At 65.3% G+C, this 14,931-nt stretch carries 14 protein-coding genes; 6 read left to right on the forward strand and 8 right to left on the reverse strand.

Annotated elements, in window-relative coordinates; translation table 11 throughout:
- Positions 1 to 22: 22 nt before the first annotated feature.
- From pilW to HOP51_RS12780, 8 genes are all read right to left on the reverse strand, one after another.
- The gene (pilW, locus tag HOP51_RS12745; protein WP_234274278.1) at positions 23 to 748 is read right to left on the reverse strand and encodes a type IV pilus biogenesis/stability protein PilW; all 726 of its coding nucleotides are present in this window, start codon (positions 746 to 748) and stop codon (positions 23 to 25) included.
- A gap of 135 nt (positions 749 to 883) precedes the next feature.
- Positions 884 to 2,008 carry a 23S rRNA (adenine(2503)-C(2))-methyltransferase RlmN gene (rlmN, locus tag HOP51_RS12750; RefSeq protein ID WP_234274279.1) on the reverse strand — a complete coding sequence of 375 codons (1,125 nt, stop codon included), beginning with the start codon at positions 2,006 to 2,008 and terminating at the stop codon, positions 884 to 886.
- Positions 2,009 to 2,082: 74 nt separating this feature from the next.
- Positions 2,083 to 2,508 (reverse strand): nucleoside-diphosphate kinase, encoded by a 426-nt coding sequence (gene ndk, locus HOP51_RS12755; RefSeq protein ID WP_234274280.1) that lies wholly within the window; start codon positions 2,506 to 2,508, stop codon positions 2,083 to 2,085.
- A 227-nt stretch (positions 2,509 to 2,735) separates the two neighbouring features.
- Positions 2,736 to 3,062: a HesB/IscA family protein gene (locus HOP51_RS12760; RefSeq protein ID WP_234274281.1), complete on the reverse strand. Its 327-nt coding sequence runs from the start codon at positions 3,060 to 3,062 to the stop codon at positions 2,736 to 2,738.
- Positions 3,063 to 3,118: 56 nt separating this feature from the next.
- On the reverse strand, positions 3,119 to 4,267 hold the full coding sequence (locus HOP51_RS12765) for an aminotransferase class V-fold PLP-dependent enzyme (protein WP_234274282.1): 1,149 nt from the start codon (positions 4,265 to 4,267) through the stop codon (positions 3,119 to 3,121).
- 38 nt (positions 4,268 to 4,305) lie between these two features.
- Positions 4,306 to 4,776: a Fe-S cluster assembly transcriptional regulator IscR gene (iscR, locus tag HOP51_RS12770; protein WP_234274283.1), complete on the reverse strand. Its 471-nt coding sequence runs from the start codon at positions 4,774 to 4,776 to the stop codon at positions 4,306 to 4,308.
- 133 nt (positions 4,777 to 4,909) lie between these two features.
- A complete protein-coding gene (gene cysE, locus HOP51_RS12775; RefSeq protein ID WP_234274284.1) occupies positions 4,910 to 5,779 on the reverse strand; it encodes a serine O-acetyltransferase in 870 nt (289 codons plus the stop codon).
- A 102-nt stretch (positions 5,780 to 5,881) separates the two neighbouring features.
- Positions 5,882 to 6,715 (reverse strand): RNA methyltransferase, encoded by an 834-nt coding sequence (locus HOP51_RS12780; protein ID WP_234274285.1) that lies wholly within the window; start codon positions 6,713 to 6,715, stop codon positions 5,882 to 5,884.
- A gap of 191 nt (positions 6,716 to 6,906) precedes the next feature.
- On the opposite strand from HOP51_RS12780, the gene HOP51_RS12785 reads away from it, so the two are divergent.
- From HOP51_RS12785 to HOP51_RS12810, 6 genes are all read left to right on the forward strand, one after another.
- A complete protein-coding gene (locus tag HOP51_RS12785) occupies positions 6,907 to 7,701 on the forward strand; it encodes an inositol monophosphatase family protein (RefSeq protein ID WP_234274286.1) in 795 nt (264 codons plus the stop codon).
- Between the two features lie 427 nt (positions 7,702 to 8,128).
- A complete protein-coding gene (locus HOP51_RS12790; protein WP_234274287.1) occupies positions 8,129 to 9,211 on the forward strand; it encodes an AI-2E family transporter in 1,083 nt (360 codons plus the stop codon).
- A gap of 347 nt (positions 9,212 to 9,558) precedes the next feature.
- The gene (locus tag HOP51_RS12795; RefSeq protein ID WP_234274288.1) at positions 9,559 to 12,462 is read left to right on the forward strand and encodes a monovalent cation/H+ antiporter subunit A; all 2,904 of its coding nucleotides are present in this window, start codon (positions 9,559 to 9,561) and stop codon (positions 12,460 to 12,462) included.
- Positions 12,463 to 12,819, forward strand: coding sequence for a Na+/H+ antiporter subunit C (locus tag HOP51_RS12800; protein WP_234274289.1), 357 nt, complete (start codon positions 12,463 to 12,465; stop codon positions 12,817 to 12,819). It abuts the gene before it with no gap.
- A complete protein-coding gene (locus tag HOP51_RS12805; protein WP_234274290.1) occupies positions 12,816 to 14,432 on the forward strand; it encodes a monovalent cation/H+ antiporter subunit D in 1,617 nt (538 codons plus the stop codon). The genes HOP51_RS12800 and HOP51_RS12805 overlap by 4 nt, the downstream gene beginning before the upstream one ends.
- Entirely contained in the window at positions 14,429 to 14,920 is a 492-nt protein-coding gene (locus HOP51_RS12810; RefSeq protein ID WP_234274291.1) for a Na+/H+ antiporter subunit E, read from the forward strand. Before HOP51_RS12805 ends, HOP51_RS12810 begins: the two co-directional genes overlap by 4 nt.
- The last annotated feature ends 11 nt before the right edge of the window (positions 14,921 to 14,931 follow it).

The raw sequence follows: 14,931 nt of genomic DNA on the forward strand, positions 1-14,931 counted from the left end.
ATCCTTCGTCTAGAGTCGTTGATCAAGGTGCACCACGCGGGGTATCAGCGCCGGGAGTGGCGGGCATGTTCGGGGCGCTGACGGCAATCTGCCGGGCCAGTACCTGGGCGTCCGGCGTCATGCCGGCGAGCCCTACGAATATTTCCAACTGCTGTCGAGCGCGTTCTGGGTTGCCCTGCTCCAGCTCGAGTTCAGCCAGGGAGAGATAGCTTCTCGGGTTGCGTGGGTCGAGGCTGCGGGCGCGTTCCAGACTCTGCCTCGCCTTGGCCGTTTCACCGAGGCCCTGCTGGCACTGGCCGAGATTGGCGAACAACTGGGCCCGGTTGGCATAGCCGGTATCCTGGGAAGCGACTTCGAGCTGCTCACAGGCTTGCCTCACCTGGCCCTGCTCGTAGAGAAACACGGCATAGTTGTTGCGCGCCCGGCTGTTGCCGGGCGCGGTCTGGATGGCCTTCCTGAACATCTCGTCGGCGCGCTCCCGCTCGCCCTGGCGCTGGTAGACGATGGCCATCGCCTGCAATGCCTCGGGGTGGTCGGGCGTGCGTTCCAGGGCACGGTTGAGGGCCGCCATGGCGCGCGGCAGGTTGCCGCGCTCGAGATAGGCCATGCCTAAGTCGGTAAAGGCCTCGGTCGGATCCATGTCGGCCTGCTGCTCGGGCTGACTGGCGCACCCGGCAAGCCATAACGCAGCGACCGCCATCGCGACCAGCGGCATGCGTCGGCTTGGCAGATGGGGGAAGCGCGTCATGGCATCCTCATGGTCGGGCCTGTCGGGCTGTGGTTGTGTTGCTTGCCTAGCCCCCGAGCGGCGCTGGCCAGGGGCGAGAAAAAAGCCTGTCCATCAAAGCGCCGTGGCGTGTTGAAGTCAAGGCGACACCCCGCTTCAGTCGGCGTCGATCTGGATCGAGCGGATATAACGCTCGTGGCGGCGTGTGCGGTCCTTCACTCGGCCTACCAATTGGCCACAGGCGGCATCGATGTCGTCACCGCGGGTGCTGCGGATCGGCGCCGTGTAGCCCAGCTCGTAAAGCCATTGTTGGAAGCGCATGACTTGGTTGCGCGAAGGCTTCTCGTAACCCGAGTGGGGGAACGGGTTGAACGGGATCAGGTTGATCTTGCACGGCAACTCGCGCAGCAGCTCGGCCAGCTGCTTGGCATGCTCCTGCTGGTCGTTGACGTCCTTGATCACCGTGTACTCGACGGTCACCATGCGCGTGTCGTCACACTTGGCCAGGTAGCGATGGCAGGCGTCCAGCAGGGTGCGGATATTGTACTTGCGGTTGAGCGGTACCAGCTCGTTGCGCAGCGCGTCGGTGGCCGCATGCAGCGAGATGGCCAGGCTCACGTCGAGTTCGTCGCCGAGCTTGTCGAGCATCGGCACCACGCCCGAGGTCGACAGGGTCACGCGGCGCTTGGATAGCCCGTAGCCGTTGTCGTCGAGCATCAGCTTCATCGCCGGTACGACATTGTCGTAATTCAGCAGCGGCTCGCCCATGCCCATCATCACCACGTTGGTGACCGGGCGGTTGGCGGTATCCTTGCGCGGGCCCACGCTGCGCTGTGCGACCCACACCTGGCCGATGATCTCGGCGGCGGTAAGGTTGCGCTGGAAACCCTGCTTGCCGGTGGAGCAGAAGCTGCAGTCGAGCGAGCAACCCACCTGGGACGATACGCACAGGGTGCGGCGCTTGCCGTTGTCGGCCGGAATCAGCACCGTCTCAACGTAGCTGCCATCTTCCACCTCCAGCACCCACTTGCGGGTTCCGTCGCTGGAAGTACCTTCATAGATCACGCCGGGGCCGCGAATTTCGGCCACTTCGGCGAGTCGTTGGCGCAGCGCCTTGGAGAGGTTGGTCATGGCTTCGAAGTCGTCGCAGCCCTCGTGATGAATCCACTTCATCACCTGGGCAGCACGGAACTTCTTCTCGCCGATGGAGAGGAAGAAGTCTTCCATCTCCTCACGAGTCATGCCGAGCAGATTGGTACGTTGGGCGGTGGTGGTGGTCATGGCATCACGTAGATCGGGGCGGGACGAGAGCGGGGGCTGAAGTGCCCCCGCGAAATACACGGTTGGCCGGAGCCTTAACGTGAATGGATCTCGTCGGCGCCAAAGAAGTAGGCCACTTCGCGCTCGGCGGAGGCCGGTGAGTCAGAGCCGTGCACGGCGTTGGCGTCGATGGTCTCGGCGAAGTCGGCGCGGATGGTGCCCGGCGCGGCTTCCTTGGGGTTGGTGGCGCCCATCAGCTCACGGTTCTTGGCGATGGCATCCTCGCCTTGCAGAACCTGCACCACCACCGGGCCGGAGGTCATGAAGCCCACCAGGTCCTTGAAGAAGGGGCGCTCCTTGTGCTCGGCGTAGAAACCGCCGGCCTTCTCTTCGGAAAGGTGCAGCATCTTGGCAGCCACGACCTTGAGGCCGGCCTTCTCGAAGCGAGCGATGATCTCGCCAATGGCGTTCTTGGCGACGGCATCGGGCTTGATGATGGAAAGGGTACGTTCGGTTGCCATGGGGCTCTCCGTTGTGATGGGCTTCGGTTCGAATGGCGATAGCGCCACGCCGCACCCGCTCCCGGCTGGGGTAGGTACGGCGCGGCGCTAAGGAAATTCACGGACTCTCGCTGCCACCGGCCTCGAGCGGCCGGCAGAGCGCTGCAGCGGCGCTGTCGATAATGGGCGCAGAGTATACCGCTGTCGGCGGGCGTTGAACAATCGCCACCCGTGTGGCGGCCTTACAGTCACACGGTGAAGCTCTCTCCGCATCCACACTGGTCCTTCACGTTGGGATTGTTGAAGCGAAAGAAGCGGTTGAGCCCCTCCGAGACATAATCGACCTCGCTGCCGTCGAGCATCGGTAATGCCTCGGGGGAGACGAAGACGGTGACGCCATGGTCCTCGAAGACTACGTCGTCATTGGCGGCCTCGTCGGCGAAGTCGAGTACGTAGCTGTAGCCCGAGCAGCCGCTGGGCTTGACCGAGACCCGCAGGCCCAGACCGTGCCCGCGCTCCTCGAGCACGCGCTGGATCTGCTCGGCGGCGGCGTTGGTGATGGATAGTTGCGCCATGTTCGTTCTCCTGCAGCGAAGGTGGCTGGACAGCGATCGGCTGTGCGCGAAGCCGGCTAGTATCGCAGGCCCGGGAGGGCGTGGTGGATGGCCTCGAGCGCCGCATCGATGTCGGCTTCGGTCGTGAAGCGGCCGAAGCTGAAGCGAAGCGAAGCCAGCGCCAGCGGGCGCGGCACGCCGATACCCTTCAATACATAGGATGGCTCGACACTGGCGGAATTGCATGCCGACCCGGTCGACAGGGCAATGCTGCGCAGCGCCATCAGCAGCGATTCGCCATCCACGCCCTCGAAGGCCAGGTTGAGAATGTTGGGCACCGCCACTTCGATGGCGGTATTGCGGTGTATCCCGTCCAGGTCCGACAGCCCATCGAGCAGCCGGTTCCTCAGCGCCATGATACGTGCCTGGTCGTCCTTGCCCTCGGTGCTGGCCAGACTGAAGGCTTCGCCCATGCCGACGATCTGATGGGTGGCCAGGGTACCGGAGCGCATGCCGCGCTCGTGACCGCCGCCATGGATCAGCGGCTCGATGCGGATGTCCGGGCTGCGCCTGACATACAGGGCACCGATGCCCTTGGGGCCGTAGGCCTTGTGGCCAGAGAGCGACATCAGGTCGATACCCAGGCGGCCCACGTCAAGGTCGATGCGTCCTACGCCTTGGGCCGCATCGACGTGAAATGCCGCGCCGCCGGCATGGGCCACCTCAGCCAGGGCGGCCAGGTCATGAATGCAGCCCAGTTCGTTGTTGACCGCCATCAGCGATACCAGCAACGTGTCGGGGCGCATCGCCTCGCGCAGTTGTGCGGGGGTGACACGGCCATCGGCACCCGGGGTCAGCCAGGTTACCTCGAAGCCTTCTCGTTCGAGGGCGGCGGCGGTGTCCACCACCGCCTTGTGCTCGATGGCGGATGTCACCAGGTGACGGCCGCGCTCGCGGTTGGCCCGCATGAAGCCGATCAGGGCGAGATTGTCGGCTTCGGTAGCGCCACTGGTCCAGACGATCTCGCGCGGGTCGGCGGCGATCATGTCGGCCACCTGGCGGCGCGCGCTCTCTACCGCCTGTTCTGCCTGCCAGCCGAGCATATGGCTGCGCGAGGCGGGGTTGGCGTAGGTGCCGTCCAGGGTGAGAAAGCGCTGCATGACCTCGGCGACACGGGGGTCGACCGGGGTAGTGGCGGCATAGTCGAGGTAGACGAGGGCGCTCATGGTCTCGCGGAAATCTCCAATCTGTTCCTCGACCGGTGTCAGGGCGAGGAGGTCAGGATGGTGTTGTCTTCGTGGCGGCTGCGCTGGCGCGCGGCGATGCGGCGCACATCGCCGTGTTCGACCAACTGGCCGAGGGTAATGCCGTCGAGGAAGCCGCGGATCTGCTCGGAGAGATCGCACCACAAGTGGTGGGTCAGGCAGGTATCGCCCTGCTGACAGTCCGACAGTCCCTGGCAGCGAGTGGCGTCGACCGATTCGTCGACGGCGTCGATCACCCGTGATACCGAGATCTCGGCGGCAGGTTTCGCGAGCAGGTAGCCGCCACCCGGGCCGCGCACGCTATTGACCAGCCCAGCGCGACGCAGGCGGGCGAAGAGCTGCTCCAGATAAGGCAGCGAGATTTCCTGACGCCGCGAGATATCGGCCAGGCAGATGGGACCCCTGTCGGCGTTCAGGGCCAGATCGAGCATGGCAGTGACGGCGTAGCGTCCCTTGGTGGTCAAACGCATGGCAGGCTCTTCTGGCGCATCGGGAAGCGTACCTCGACACTGCGAACAGGCCGGTAGGTCAGCGAGCGCTCGCCGCTGGCGGCGAGCCGTCGTCTTAGTAGGACACCATTATGGTAAAGCCTGACTGCTAAGGTCAACCATTCCCCCGAGGAGGTTCGGATCTGCCTTGATCCCGGTCATGTTCGGCGCCGGAAGCGGTGGATGTCGGGCCGCAGCAGGAGTCGACGTCGGACAGGATATCGGCGAAGTCCTCATCGCGCAGCTCCGGCAGCTTGCCCTCGCGGTAGCTGGCATCGAGCTTGCGCAGCGTGCCGCACATGCGCTCGATACGCTCGTCCACGGCATGCATGTGGTCGAGCATCGCCTGAATCGAGCGTGCCACCGGGTCGGGCATGTCCTCGCTCACGCCGTAGGCATCGAAGCCGAACTTGCGCCGCATCGCCTCGCGACGCTCGGGATCGACTTCCAGTACCTCGGCAACGTCCGGATCGGCGCGCTTGACGATCTTGCCGGGAATGCCGACCACCGTGGCGCCGGCAGGCACTTCCTTGGTCACCACCGCATTGGAGCCGACCTTGGCCCCTGCGCCGACGGTGAACGGGCCGAGAATCTTGGCTCCGGCGCCGACGATGACGCCGTCTTCCAGCGTCGGGTGGCGCTTGCCCTTGTGCCAGCTGGTGCCGCCTAGCGTCACACCCTGGTAGAGCGTGACGTCGTCGCCGACCTCGGCGGTCTCGCCGATGACCACGCCCATGCCGTGGTCGATGAAGAAGCGCCGGCCGATCTTGGCCCCGGGATGGATCTCGATCCCGGTAAGCCAGCGCGAGAAGGTCGACAGCGTGCGGGCCAGCCACTTGAGCTGTTTCTGCCACAGCCAGTGGGCGAGGCGATGGAGCAGCAGTGCGTGCAACCCCGGATAGTTGGTGAGCACTTCCAGGAAGTTGCGTGCCGCCGGGTCGCGGGCGAATACGCTATTGATGTCCTCGCGCAGTCGTTGAAACATGCAGCGGTCCTTGGTGACGGAGAGGCGGCCTGGGCGGCGGGAAAACCTTCATGTAACGGTAGTTTGACCATATGGGGACGCAGCGGGCAACGTTCAAGGCGTCTACCGTTCGGAGTCCGAACGGCTGGCGCTGCTGTCCGTTCCACCGTTGCGACACTCCCGCTCCTTGGCGCTCGCCTCCAGGATATCCGTCCCTGGCGTGGCGGCGCACTTCTCCGTGGCCGACAGGATGCCGCGCAGGATGTTGAGTTCCATACGCTCCGGCCGGGCACGCAGGGTGAAGCGGCGCAGCCGGGCCATCAACTGGCGCGGCAGGGCTGGATCATGGAAGCCGATGGCGACCAGGGTGCGCTCGAGGTGGGCGAAGTAGTGTTCCAGCTCCTCGTGGCTGGCCAGCGGTTGTTGCGGCTCCTCGTCCTGCGCGGGTTCATCGCTGCTGGCTTCGAGTGACGCCAGACGGCACTCGTAGGCCAGCACCTGAACCGCGGCGGCCAGATTGAGTGAGCTGAAGCCGGGGTTGGTGGGGATGTGCACGTGAGCGTGGCAGCGCTGCAGCTCGGTATTCGAAAGCCCGCTGTCCTCGCGGCCGAATACCAGCGCCACCCGTGAGTCGGGTCCGGACAATTCCTGCGGCAGGCGCTCGCCCAGGGTACGGGGGGTGATCATCGGCCACGGCAGGGTGCGCGAGCGGGCACTGGCCCCCACGGCAAGCGTGCAATCGGCCACGGCCTCCTCGAGAGTGGCCACGAGGCGTGCCGCGTGAACGATGTGGTCGGCTCCGGAGGCCCGCGAGATGCTCTCGCTGGTCAGTGGTTCGCAGCGCGGTGCGACCAGGGCCAGATCGGCGAGCCCCATGTTGTGCATGGCGCGGGCGGTGGCGCCGATATTGCCAGGATGGCTGGTGCCGATCAGCACGATGCGAATGCGGTCGAGCATGGGAACTGCCTCTGCCGGTGACGGGTGATTCCGGAAAAGGCCAAGTCTACCATGCCCTCCGGCGGCGATGGCGCGGGGCCGGGAGTTCTGCTAGGATGCGCGCCACGCGTTCGACCGAGCTCCTCGTACGATACGGACTCCATGTCGAACTAGCCTGTTCTTTAACATCACCGACGCTCCAAGGCCCGATCATGCATCCGATGGTCCAATTCGCCCTGCGCGCCACGCGCAGCGCCGCCGAACAGTTCTTGCGCATCCGTGAGCGTATCGAGAACGCTCATGAGGAACACAACCTCGAGCGTCTGCTCGAGGACACCGCCCGCAATGCCGAAACACTGATCGCTCGTCAGCTCAACCGCGGTTATCCCCAGCATGGGGTTGCTGGCCGCTTCACGCCTTACCGCGCCGGAGAAGGCGAAGGTCAGGATATCGAATGGCGCATCGAGCCTTTTCACGGTTACTCCAGCCTCGGCGTGGCCGGCAGTGGCTTTGCCCTTTCGCTGGTGTGTCTGGCGAAGGGACGCCCGGAGCACGCGGTGGTGATCTGCCCCTTCAGCGATGACGAATACCTGGCCAGCCGCGGCCGTGGTGCCCAGCACAACGGCAAGCGTATCCGCGTGCCCAAGGCCAGCACCATTCTCGGTGCGCGAGTGGCCATGAGCCTGCCCGAGAGCTGGCAGCGCTCGCGCCACCTGCCCGCCTACCTGACCCTCGTTCAGCAGCTCGGTCCCCAGGTCGAGACCCAACTGGCCAGCGGCAGCGGCCTGCTCGACATGGCCGAGTTGGCCGCGGGGCGCGCCGATGCCGCCTTCGTGCTGGGGCTGGAGGACCAGGATCGCCTGGTCGGTACACTGTTGCTCAAGGAGGCCGGGGCGCTGATGGGTACGCCCGACGGCCAGCCCAGCATGGAGACCGAGGGCCAGCTGATGGCCGCCGGCCCGCGCCTGTACAAGGCCCTGGTGCAGCAGCTCAAACCCCATTTCTGAGTGCCAATTCGGCCGCGAACGCAACCGCCCCCGCAGCGCTGCTGCGGGGGCGGTTGCGTTCAGGCGGCCATTCATCAGCTTTTCTCAGTGCAGCCCCGCCCAACTGCCCTAAGCATCGGCCGGTTGTCGGCTTGCCCATGCCGATTGGGCGCCGGGCTGCCGTCTGGCTGCATGGTGGACGGATCAACCGTTCAATTACTGAAGCATCCCCTGTTTAGGGTATGCTCTCAGGCGGCTCCATCCATGCTATCGAGGAACACCAACATGCTTCTCAAAGGTCGTGGGAACGCTACTTGCTTGCACCGTGCGGTGTTGTCGCCGTCGGTTCGGACGACCAGGCCGCCTGCCACTGGCCTGGCTGAGGTCCTGCCTCCATGGGAATAGCCGTTTACCATCACTGGCGTTACGGCAGCCGTGAGGGGGCGTCATGACCCTGCGTTCCGTCTTCAAGGGCTGGATCAACCGCTACTTCTCCGACGAGGAAGCGGTAATTCTGCTGGTGCTGCTGGTGCTTGGCTTCGCCGCGGTGATCTTCCTCGGGCATATGCTGGCACCCTTCCTCACCGCCCTGGTGATCGCCTTCCTGCTGCAGGGGGCGGTGACCTGGTTGCAGCGGCGCCATGTGCCGCACCTGCTGGCGGTAAGCCTGGTGTTCCTGGGCTTCATCGGCATGCTGCTGGCGCTGGCCTTCATCCTGATGCCGCTGATCTGGAACCAGTTGGTAGGGCTGGTGCAGGAGACGCCGCGCATGTTCGCCAGCGGCCAGCATCTGCTCGACGACCTCCAGGAGCGCTATCCCCAACTGGTCACACCGGACCAGATCCAGAACTGGATCGGCGTGGCGGGGCGCGAGATGACCCAGTTCGGCCAGCGCGCCCTGACCCTGTCGCTGGCATCGCTCGGCAACGTGCTGTCCCTGATCATCTACCTGGTGCTGGTGCCGATCCTGGTGTTCTTCCTGCTCAAGGATCGGGCGGCGCTGACGGGCTTCGCGCTTTCGCTGCTGCCCCAGAAGCGTACCCTGATGACCCGCATCTGGCAGGAGATGGACGACCAGATCGCCAACTACGTGCGTGGCAAGGTCATCGAGATCGTCATCGTCAGCACCGTCTCCATCTTCACCTTCGCCTTCTTCGGCCTGCCCTATTCGGTGCTGCTGGCGGTGCTGGTGGGCTTCTCGGTGCTGGTGCCCTACATCGGGGCGGCGGTGGCCACCCTGCCGGTGGCGGCGGTGGCGGGCTTCCACTTTGGCATGACCAACGAGTTCGTCTATGTGCTGATCGCCTATGGGGTGATCCAGGCGCTGGACGGCAATGTCCTGGCTCCGATCCTCTTCTCGGAGACCAACAACATCCATCCGGTGTCGATCATCGTGGCGGTGCTGTTCTTCGGCGGGATCTGGGGCTTCTGGGGCGTTTTCTTCGCCATCCCGTTGGCCACCCTGCTCAAGGCGCTGGTCTTCGCCTGGCCGAGAGGGATGCAGCGACACGGTCGAGAGGTGCCGGCTTAGGCTTTGGCGGAGGATTGCCCCCTGTGGTGGTGCCTTCGCCGGCCCTTGCCTCGCCGGTGGGAACCTCTTGCGTTTGGCGAACGGTCCTGTGATGGCACGGCTCTGCTATGGGTTCCTGCATGTAATTCAGTAAGTTGCGCTTGTCTGGGTGGCGCCGGTAGCGTAGTTTTAAACGGCTGGAGTCGACGCAACGTGCCCGAGAACGGAGTCGCCGCACCCTGGCTCATGCTCGTGACGCCGACCGGAGCTTGCCTTCGGTACTGTCCCTCACCTGCACAGGTTTGTGGCTCGCGGCCATCGGCTGCTGACAAGACGCTTAGATTCATGCTTGCCCGAGACCGAGAGCCATGCTGCTACTGTCCCTGATCCTCGTTCCTTTCGTCGGCAGTGCGATTGCCGCCCTGATGCCCGCCAATGCCCGTAATCGGGAGGCATGGCTGGCCGGGGGCGTGGCGCTGTTCGGCCTGCTCACGACGCTCTTCCTGTACGCCCAGACCGGCAGCGGTGAGGCGGTGCGCTTCCATGCCACCTGGCTGCCCGGTTACGGCCTGGACTTCATGCTGCGCATGGATGGACTGGCCTGGCTGTTCGCAATGCTGATTCTGGGCATTGGCCTGCTGGTGGTGATCTATGCGCGCTACTACATGTCGCCGGCAGACCCGGTACCGCGTTTCTTCTCTTTCCTGCTGGCCTTCATGGGCTCGATGTTGGGGGTCGTGCTCTCCGGCAACCTGATTCAACTGGTGATATTCTGGGAGCTGACCAGCGTGACTTCGTTTCTGCTGATCGGCTACTGGCACCATCGGGCCGATGCCCGGCGCGGGGCGCGGATGGCTTTCACCGTCACTGCGACGGGCGGGCTATGTCTTCTGGTCGGGGTGCTGCTGCTCGGCCACATCGCCGGCAGCTATTCGCTGGACGTGGTGTTGGCCTCGGGCGATGTGGTGCGAGAGCACCCCTGGTACCTGCCGACCCTGGTGCTGATCGCTCTGGGCGCCCTGACCAAGAGCGCCCAGTTCCCCTTCCATTTCTGGCTGCCACATGCCATGGCGGCGCCTACGCCGGTATCGGCCTTCCTGCACTCCGCCACCATGGTCAAGGCCGGGGTCTTCCTGCTGATGCGCCTGTGGCCGACACTGTCGGGGACACCGGAGTGGACCTGGATCATCGCTGGGGCAGGCCTGTGTACGCTGCTGATCGGCGCCTTCGTGGCCATCTTCCAGCACGATCTCAAGGGGCTGCTGGCCTATTCGACCATCAGCCACCTGGGGCTGATCACCGTGCTGCTGGGCATCGGCTCGCCGCTGGCGGTGGTGGCGGCGATCTTCCATACCCTCAACCACGCTACCTTCAAGGCGTCGCTGTTCATGGCCGCGGGGATCATCGACCACGAGAGCGGCACCCGGGATATGAGAAAGCTACGCGGCCTCTATCGTGCGCTGCCCTATACGGCGACGCTGGCTATCGTGGCCAGCGCGGCCATGGCGGGCGTGCCGCTGCTCAACGGTTTCCTGTCCAAGGAGATGTTCTTCGCCGAGACGCTGCTGGTGGGCGGGCCGGAGAACTGGGGCATGTCGTTGGCGGCGATCCTGATGGGGATCTTCAGCGTCGCCTACTCGCTGCGCTTCATCCACGTGTTCTTCGGCCCGCTGGCGGCCGACCTGCCCAAGGCGCCGCATGAGCCGCCCAGGTGGATGCGCTTTCCGGTGGAGTTCCTGGTGCTCTGCTGCCTGGTGGTGGGTGTGGCGCCCGGGTGGAGTGTCGGCCGCCTGCTCAACAACGCCGTGCTCTCGGTGCTTGGTGCCCAGGCGCCGGAGTATGACCTGGCGGTGTGGCACGGTTTCAACCTGCCCTTGTTGATGAGCGTGCTGGCCTTGGTAGGCGGCGTGACCTTCTACACCCTGCTGCGTCGGCGCTACGACCTGATTCACTCCGACCGGGTGCCGTTGTTGCATCGCTTCAACGGCAAGGAGGCCTATGAGAGCACCATGCTGCGTCTGACCTCGACGGCCGCGTCTCTGGAGACGCTGCTCAGTACCCGGCGCCTGCAGCCGCAACTGGTGCTGATGATGGTCCTGCTGGTGGCGGTGCCGCTGCTGCTGGTCAGGCCGCTGTCGCTGCTGGCATTTTCCTCCGGCGGTGAGTTCTCTCCGCTGTTCGCCGGGCTGTGGGTGATCGGCTGCGCCTGCGCCATCGGGGCCGCCTGGCAGGCCAAGTACCACCGCCTGGCGGCCCTGAGCCTGGTCGGTGGCACTGGCATCGTCACGAGTATGACCTTCCTGTGGTTGTCGGCGCCGGACCTGGCGCTGACCCAACTGATGGTGGAAACCGTGACGACGGTGCTGATCTTGCTGGGCCTGCGCTGGCTGCCGGCGCGGATCGCGCCGCGCGAGCTGAATCTCCGGGCGCCACGCAGCGCCTGGGTGCGCCGTTCCCGGGACATGGCGATCGCCGTGTCGGCCGGACTCGGCATGAGTGCGCTCAGCTATGCGGTGCTGGTGCGCCCGGCGTCCCCGGGAGGCATCTCTGATTTCTTCCTGACCCGCGCGCTGTCGGAGGGCGGTGGCAGCAACGTCGTCAACGTGCTGCTGGTGGATTTCCGCAGCTTCGACACGCTAGGCGAGATCGCCGTGCTGGCGATCGTGGCGCTGACGGTGTATGCCCTGCTGCGGCGTTTCCGGCCGGCGCCCGAGAGCGTGCCGATTCCCGCCCAGCAGGCCAACAGCGTCGATCCGGCCGCCGGCCAGACGCCGGCCCAGCAGGTCGAGAGCGGCTATCTGCAGGTGCCCAGCGTCTATCTGCGCCTGCTGTTCCCGATCATGCTGGTCATCGCGGCCTACTTCTTCCTGCGGGGTCACAACCTGCCCGGAGGCGGCTTCGTCGCCGGCCTGACCTTCGCCGTGGCGATCATCGTGCAGTACATGCTCGCCGGCACGGCCTGGGTGGAGACGCATCTGCGCCTGCAGTCGAACCGCTGGATCGCCTTCGGCCTGATCGCGGCGTGCGCGACGGGGCTGGGCGCGTGGGCGTTCGGCCATCCCTTCCTGACCAGCCACACCGCCCACGTCACCCTGCCGCTCGTGGGGGAGATCCATTTGCCCAGCGCCTTTGTCTTCGATCTGGGGGTCTTCGCCGTGGTAGTCGGTGCGACCATCCTGATCCTGGTGGCCCTGGCCCATCAGTCGGTGCGTAGCCACCGGCTGCCGGCGGGCAGCGTGCCGCCCCGTGCAACCGGCAAGGAGATCAAGTAAATGGAAGCCGTCATCGCGATCTCCATCGGCGTGCTGTTCGGCTCGGGGGTGTGGCTGGTCCTGCGTCCCCGGACCTTCCAGGTGATCACCGGCCTGCTGCTGATCTCCTATGCGGTCAACCTGTTCATCTTCATCATGGGACGCCTGTGGCTAGATCGACCCCCACTGACGCTGGAGGACGGGCTGGTCGACGGACTGGTCGATGCCGGCCTCTACGCCGATCCGTTGCCCCAGGCGCTGGTGCTCACCGCCATCGTGATCGGCTTTGCGACCACCGCCCTTTATCTGGTGGTGATGATCGGCTCCCGGGGGCTGACGGGCACCGACCACGTCGATGGCAAGGAGTCGAGTAAATGAGCCTGCCTTGGATGCAGCATCTGATCCTGGCGCCCGTGTTGTTGCCATTGCTGTGCGGTGCCCTGCTGGTGCTGATCAGCGAACGTCACCACGAACGGAAGTTCCTGATCGACCTGGTCGGCGTTCTGGGCCTGCTGGTGGTGTCGCTGGTGCTGGTGCATCTGTCGGACAGCGAGCACTGGCCCGGCGGTGTTGGCGTCTACCTTGCCGCCAATTGGGCGGCTCCCTTCGGCATCGTGCTGCTGGTGGACCGCCTGACCGCGGTCATGCTGCTGCTCAGCTCCGGATTGGCGCTGGCATCGCTGGTGTTCGCCATGACGCGCTGGAGCCGGATCGGGGTGCACTTCCACTCGCTGTTCCAGTTCCTGCTGATGGGCATCAACGGGGCCTTCCTGACCAACGATCTGTTCAACCTGTTCGTCTTCTTCGAGGTGATGCTGGCGGCCTCCTACGGCCTGGTGCTGCACGGCTACAACAGCATGCGTATCCGTGCCGGGATGCAGTACATCGTGATCAATCTGGTGGCGTCGTTCTTCTTCCTGATCGGGGTGGCGCTGATTTACGCCGCGGCCGGGACGCTGAACATGGCGGACCTGGCGGGCCGTGTCTCCGGCCTGGATGCCGACGAACTGGTGCTGCTGAAGCTGGGCATGACCGTCCTGGCGCTGGCCTTCCTGACCAAGAGCGCCATGTGGCCGCTGGGGTTCTGGTTGCCGACCACCTATGCTGCTGCCTCTCCGCCCGTGGCGGCGATGATGGTGTTGATGACCAAGATCGGCGTCTATGTGGTACTGCGGCTCTGGCTGCTGGTGTTCTCCGACGGAGCGGCGGCGGGGTTCGGCTTCGATGCCCTGCTGTGGGGCGGCCTGGCGACGCTCGCCTTCGGCACCATCGGACTCCTGGCCAGCCAGGACTCGGGGCGTATGGCGGGCTACGCCGCGGTCATCTCATCCGGCACGCTGCTGGCGGTGGTCGGCTATGGGCAACCGTCGCTGATCGGGGTGGCGCTGTTCTATCTGATCGGCTCGACCCTGGCGGTGGCGGCGTTCCTGCTGCTGATCGAACTGATCGAGCGGATCAGGACACCCAGCGCCGCCATGCTGGCGCTGACCATGGAGGCCTTCGCCGTGGAGGATGCGCCCGACGAGCCGGTGGGGGTGGCGATTCCGGGGGCCCTGGCTTTCCTGGGACTGGCCTTTGCCGGCTGTGCGCTGGTCATCACGGGGTTGCCCCCCCTGTCGGGGTTCATTGCCAAGTTCGGCCTGTTCCACGCCCTGCTCAATCCCGGGCCGGGCGAGGCGCTCGGTCGCATCACCTGGGTACTGCTGACGCTGGTGGTGCTCTCGGGCCTCGCGGGCATCATATCGCTGATGCGCTTCGGGGTACGTACCTTCTGGGCCGCCAAGGACGTGACGCCGCCTCGCCTTCAGCTCACGGAAGTGGCGCCGATCAGCCTGCTGCTGCTGCTGTGCGTGCTGTTGACCGTACAGGCCGGCCCGGCCATGGATTACCTGGAACGCAGCGCGGAGGCCCTGCACCGGTCCGAGGCCTACGTCGAACGGGTGCTGTCGGAGCCCGTCGTGTCCAGGATCATCGAGGGGGATCGCCCATGAGCCGCTGGTTCCCGTCACCGCCACTGTCCGTGGCACTGTTGGTCATGTGGTTGCTGCTCAACCAGAGCCTGGCACCGGGCCACCTGCTGCTCGGTGCGCTGCTGGCCGTCGTCGTGCCGCTGTGGGCCAAGCCGCTGCGACCGATGGCGGCAGTACGCTTCAAGAAACCGATAGTGATGGCGCGGCTGCTCGGCATGGCGCTGGTGGAGATCGTGCGCTCCTGCTTCAACGTCAGCCGCATCATCCTGTTCACTAGGCCTGACGGACTCAACTCCCAGTTCATTCGGGTACCGCTGGATCTGAAGCATCCGCACGGCCTGGCGCTGCTATCGTGCCTGATCAACTCGACCCCGGGCACCGTGTGGGTGGAGATCCTGCCGGACTCCCACGACCTGGCGCTGCACGTCTTTGATCTGCACGACGAGGCATGGTGGATCGACACCATCAAGACGCGCTACGAGCAGCCGTTGATCGAGATCTTCGAATAGGGGGAGGTTCC

Source organism: Billgrantia zhangzhouensis (assembly GCF_021404465.1).
Classification (GTDB): Bacteria; Pseudomonadota; Gammaproteobacteria; order Pseudomonadales; family Halomonadaceae; genus Halomonas; species Halomonas zhangzhouensis.

Excerpts from the sequence above, each read along its gene's own strand:
- pilW (WP_234274278.1), bottom strand. The coding sequence starts at position 748 with ATGACGCGCTTCCCCCATCTGCCAAGCCGACGCATGCCGCTGGTCGCG.
- rlmN (WP_234274279.1), bottom strand. The coding sequence starts at position 2,008 with ATGACCACCACCACCGCCCAACGTACCAATCTGCTCGGCATGACTCGT.
- ndk (WP_234274280.1), bottom strand. The coding sequence starts at position 2,508 with ATGGCAACCGAACGTACCCTTTCCATCATCAAGCCCGATGCCGTCGCC.
- HOP51_RS12760 (WP_234274281.1), bottom strand. The coding sequence starts at position 3,062 with ATGGCGCAACTATCCATCACCAACGCCGCCGCCGAGCAGATCCAGCGC.
- HOP51_RS12765 (WP_234274282.1), bottom strand. The coding sequence starts at position 4,267 with ATGAGCGCCCTCGTCTACCTCGACTATGCCGCCACTACCCCGGTCGAC.
- iscR (WP_234274283.1), bottom strand. The coding sequence starts at position 4,776 with ATGCGTTTGACCACCAAGGGACGCTACGCCGTCACTGCCATGCTCGAT.
- cysE (WP_234274284.1), bottom strand. The coding sequence starts at position 5,779 with ATGTTTCAACGACTGCGCGAGGACATCAATAGCGTATTCGCCCGCGAC.
- HOP51_RS12780 (WP_234274285.1), bottom strand. The coding sequence starts at position 6,715 with ATGCTCGACCGCATTCGCATCGTGCTGATCGGCACCAGCCATCCTGGC.
- HOP51_RS12785 (WP_234274286.1), top strand. The coding sequence starts at position 6,907 with ATGCATCCGATGGTCCAATTCGCCCTGCGCGCCACGCGCAGCGCCGCC.
- HOP51_RS12790 (WP_234274287.1), top strand. The coding sequence starts at position 8,129 with ATGACCCTGCGTTCCGTCTTCAAGGGCTGGATCAACCGCTACTTCTCC.
- HOP51_RS12795 (WP_234274288.1), top strand. The coding sequence starts at position 9,559 with ATGCTGCTACTGTCCCTGATCCTCGTTCCTTTCGTCGGCAGTGCGATT.
- HOP51_RS12800 (WP_234274289.1), top strand. The coding sequence starts at position 12,463 with ATGGAAGCCGTCATCGCGATCTCCATCGGCGTGCTGTTCGGCTCGGGG.
- HOP51_RS12805 (WP_234274290.1), top strand. The coding sequence starts at position 12,816 with ATGAGCCTGCCTTGGATGCAGCATCTGATCCTGGCGCCCGTGTTGTTG.
- HOP51_RS12810 (WP_234274291.1), top strand. The coding sequence starts at position 14,429 with ATGAGCCGCTGGTTCCCGTCACCGCCACTGTCCGTGGCACTGTTGGTC.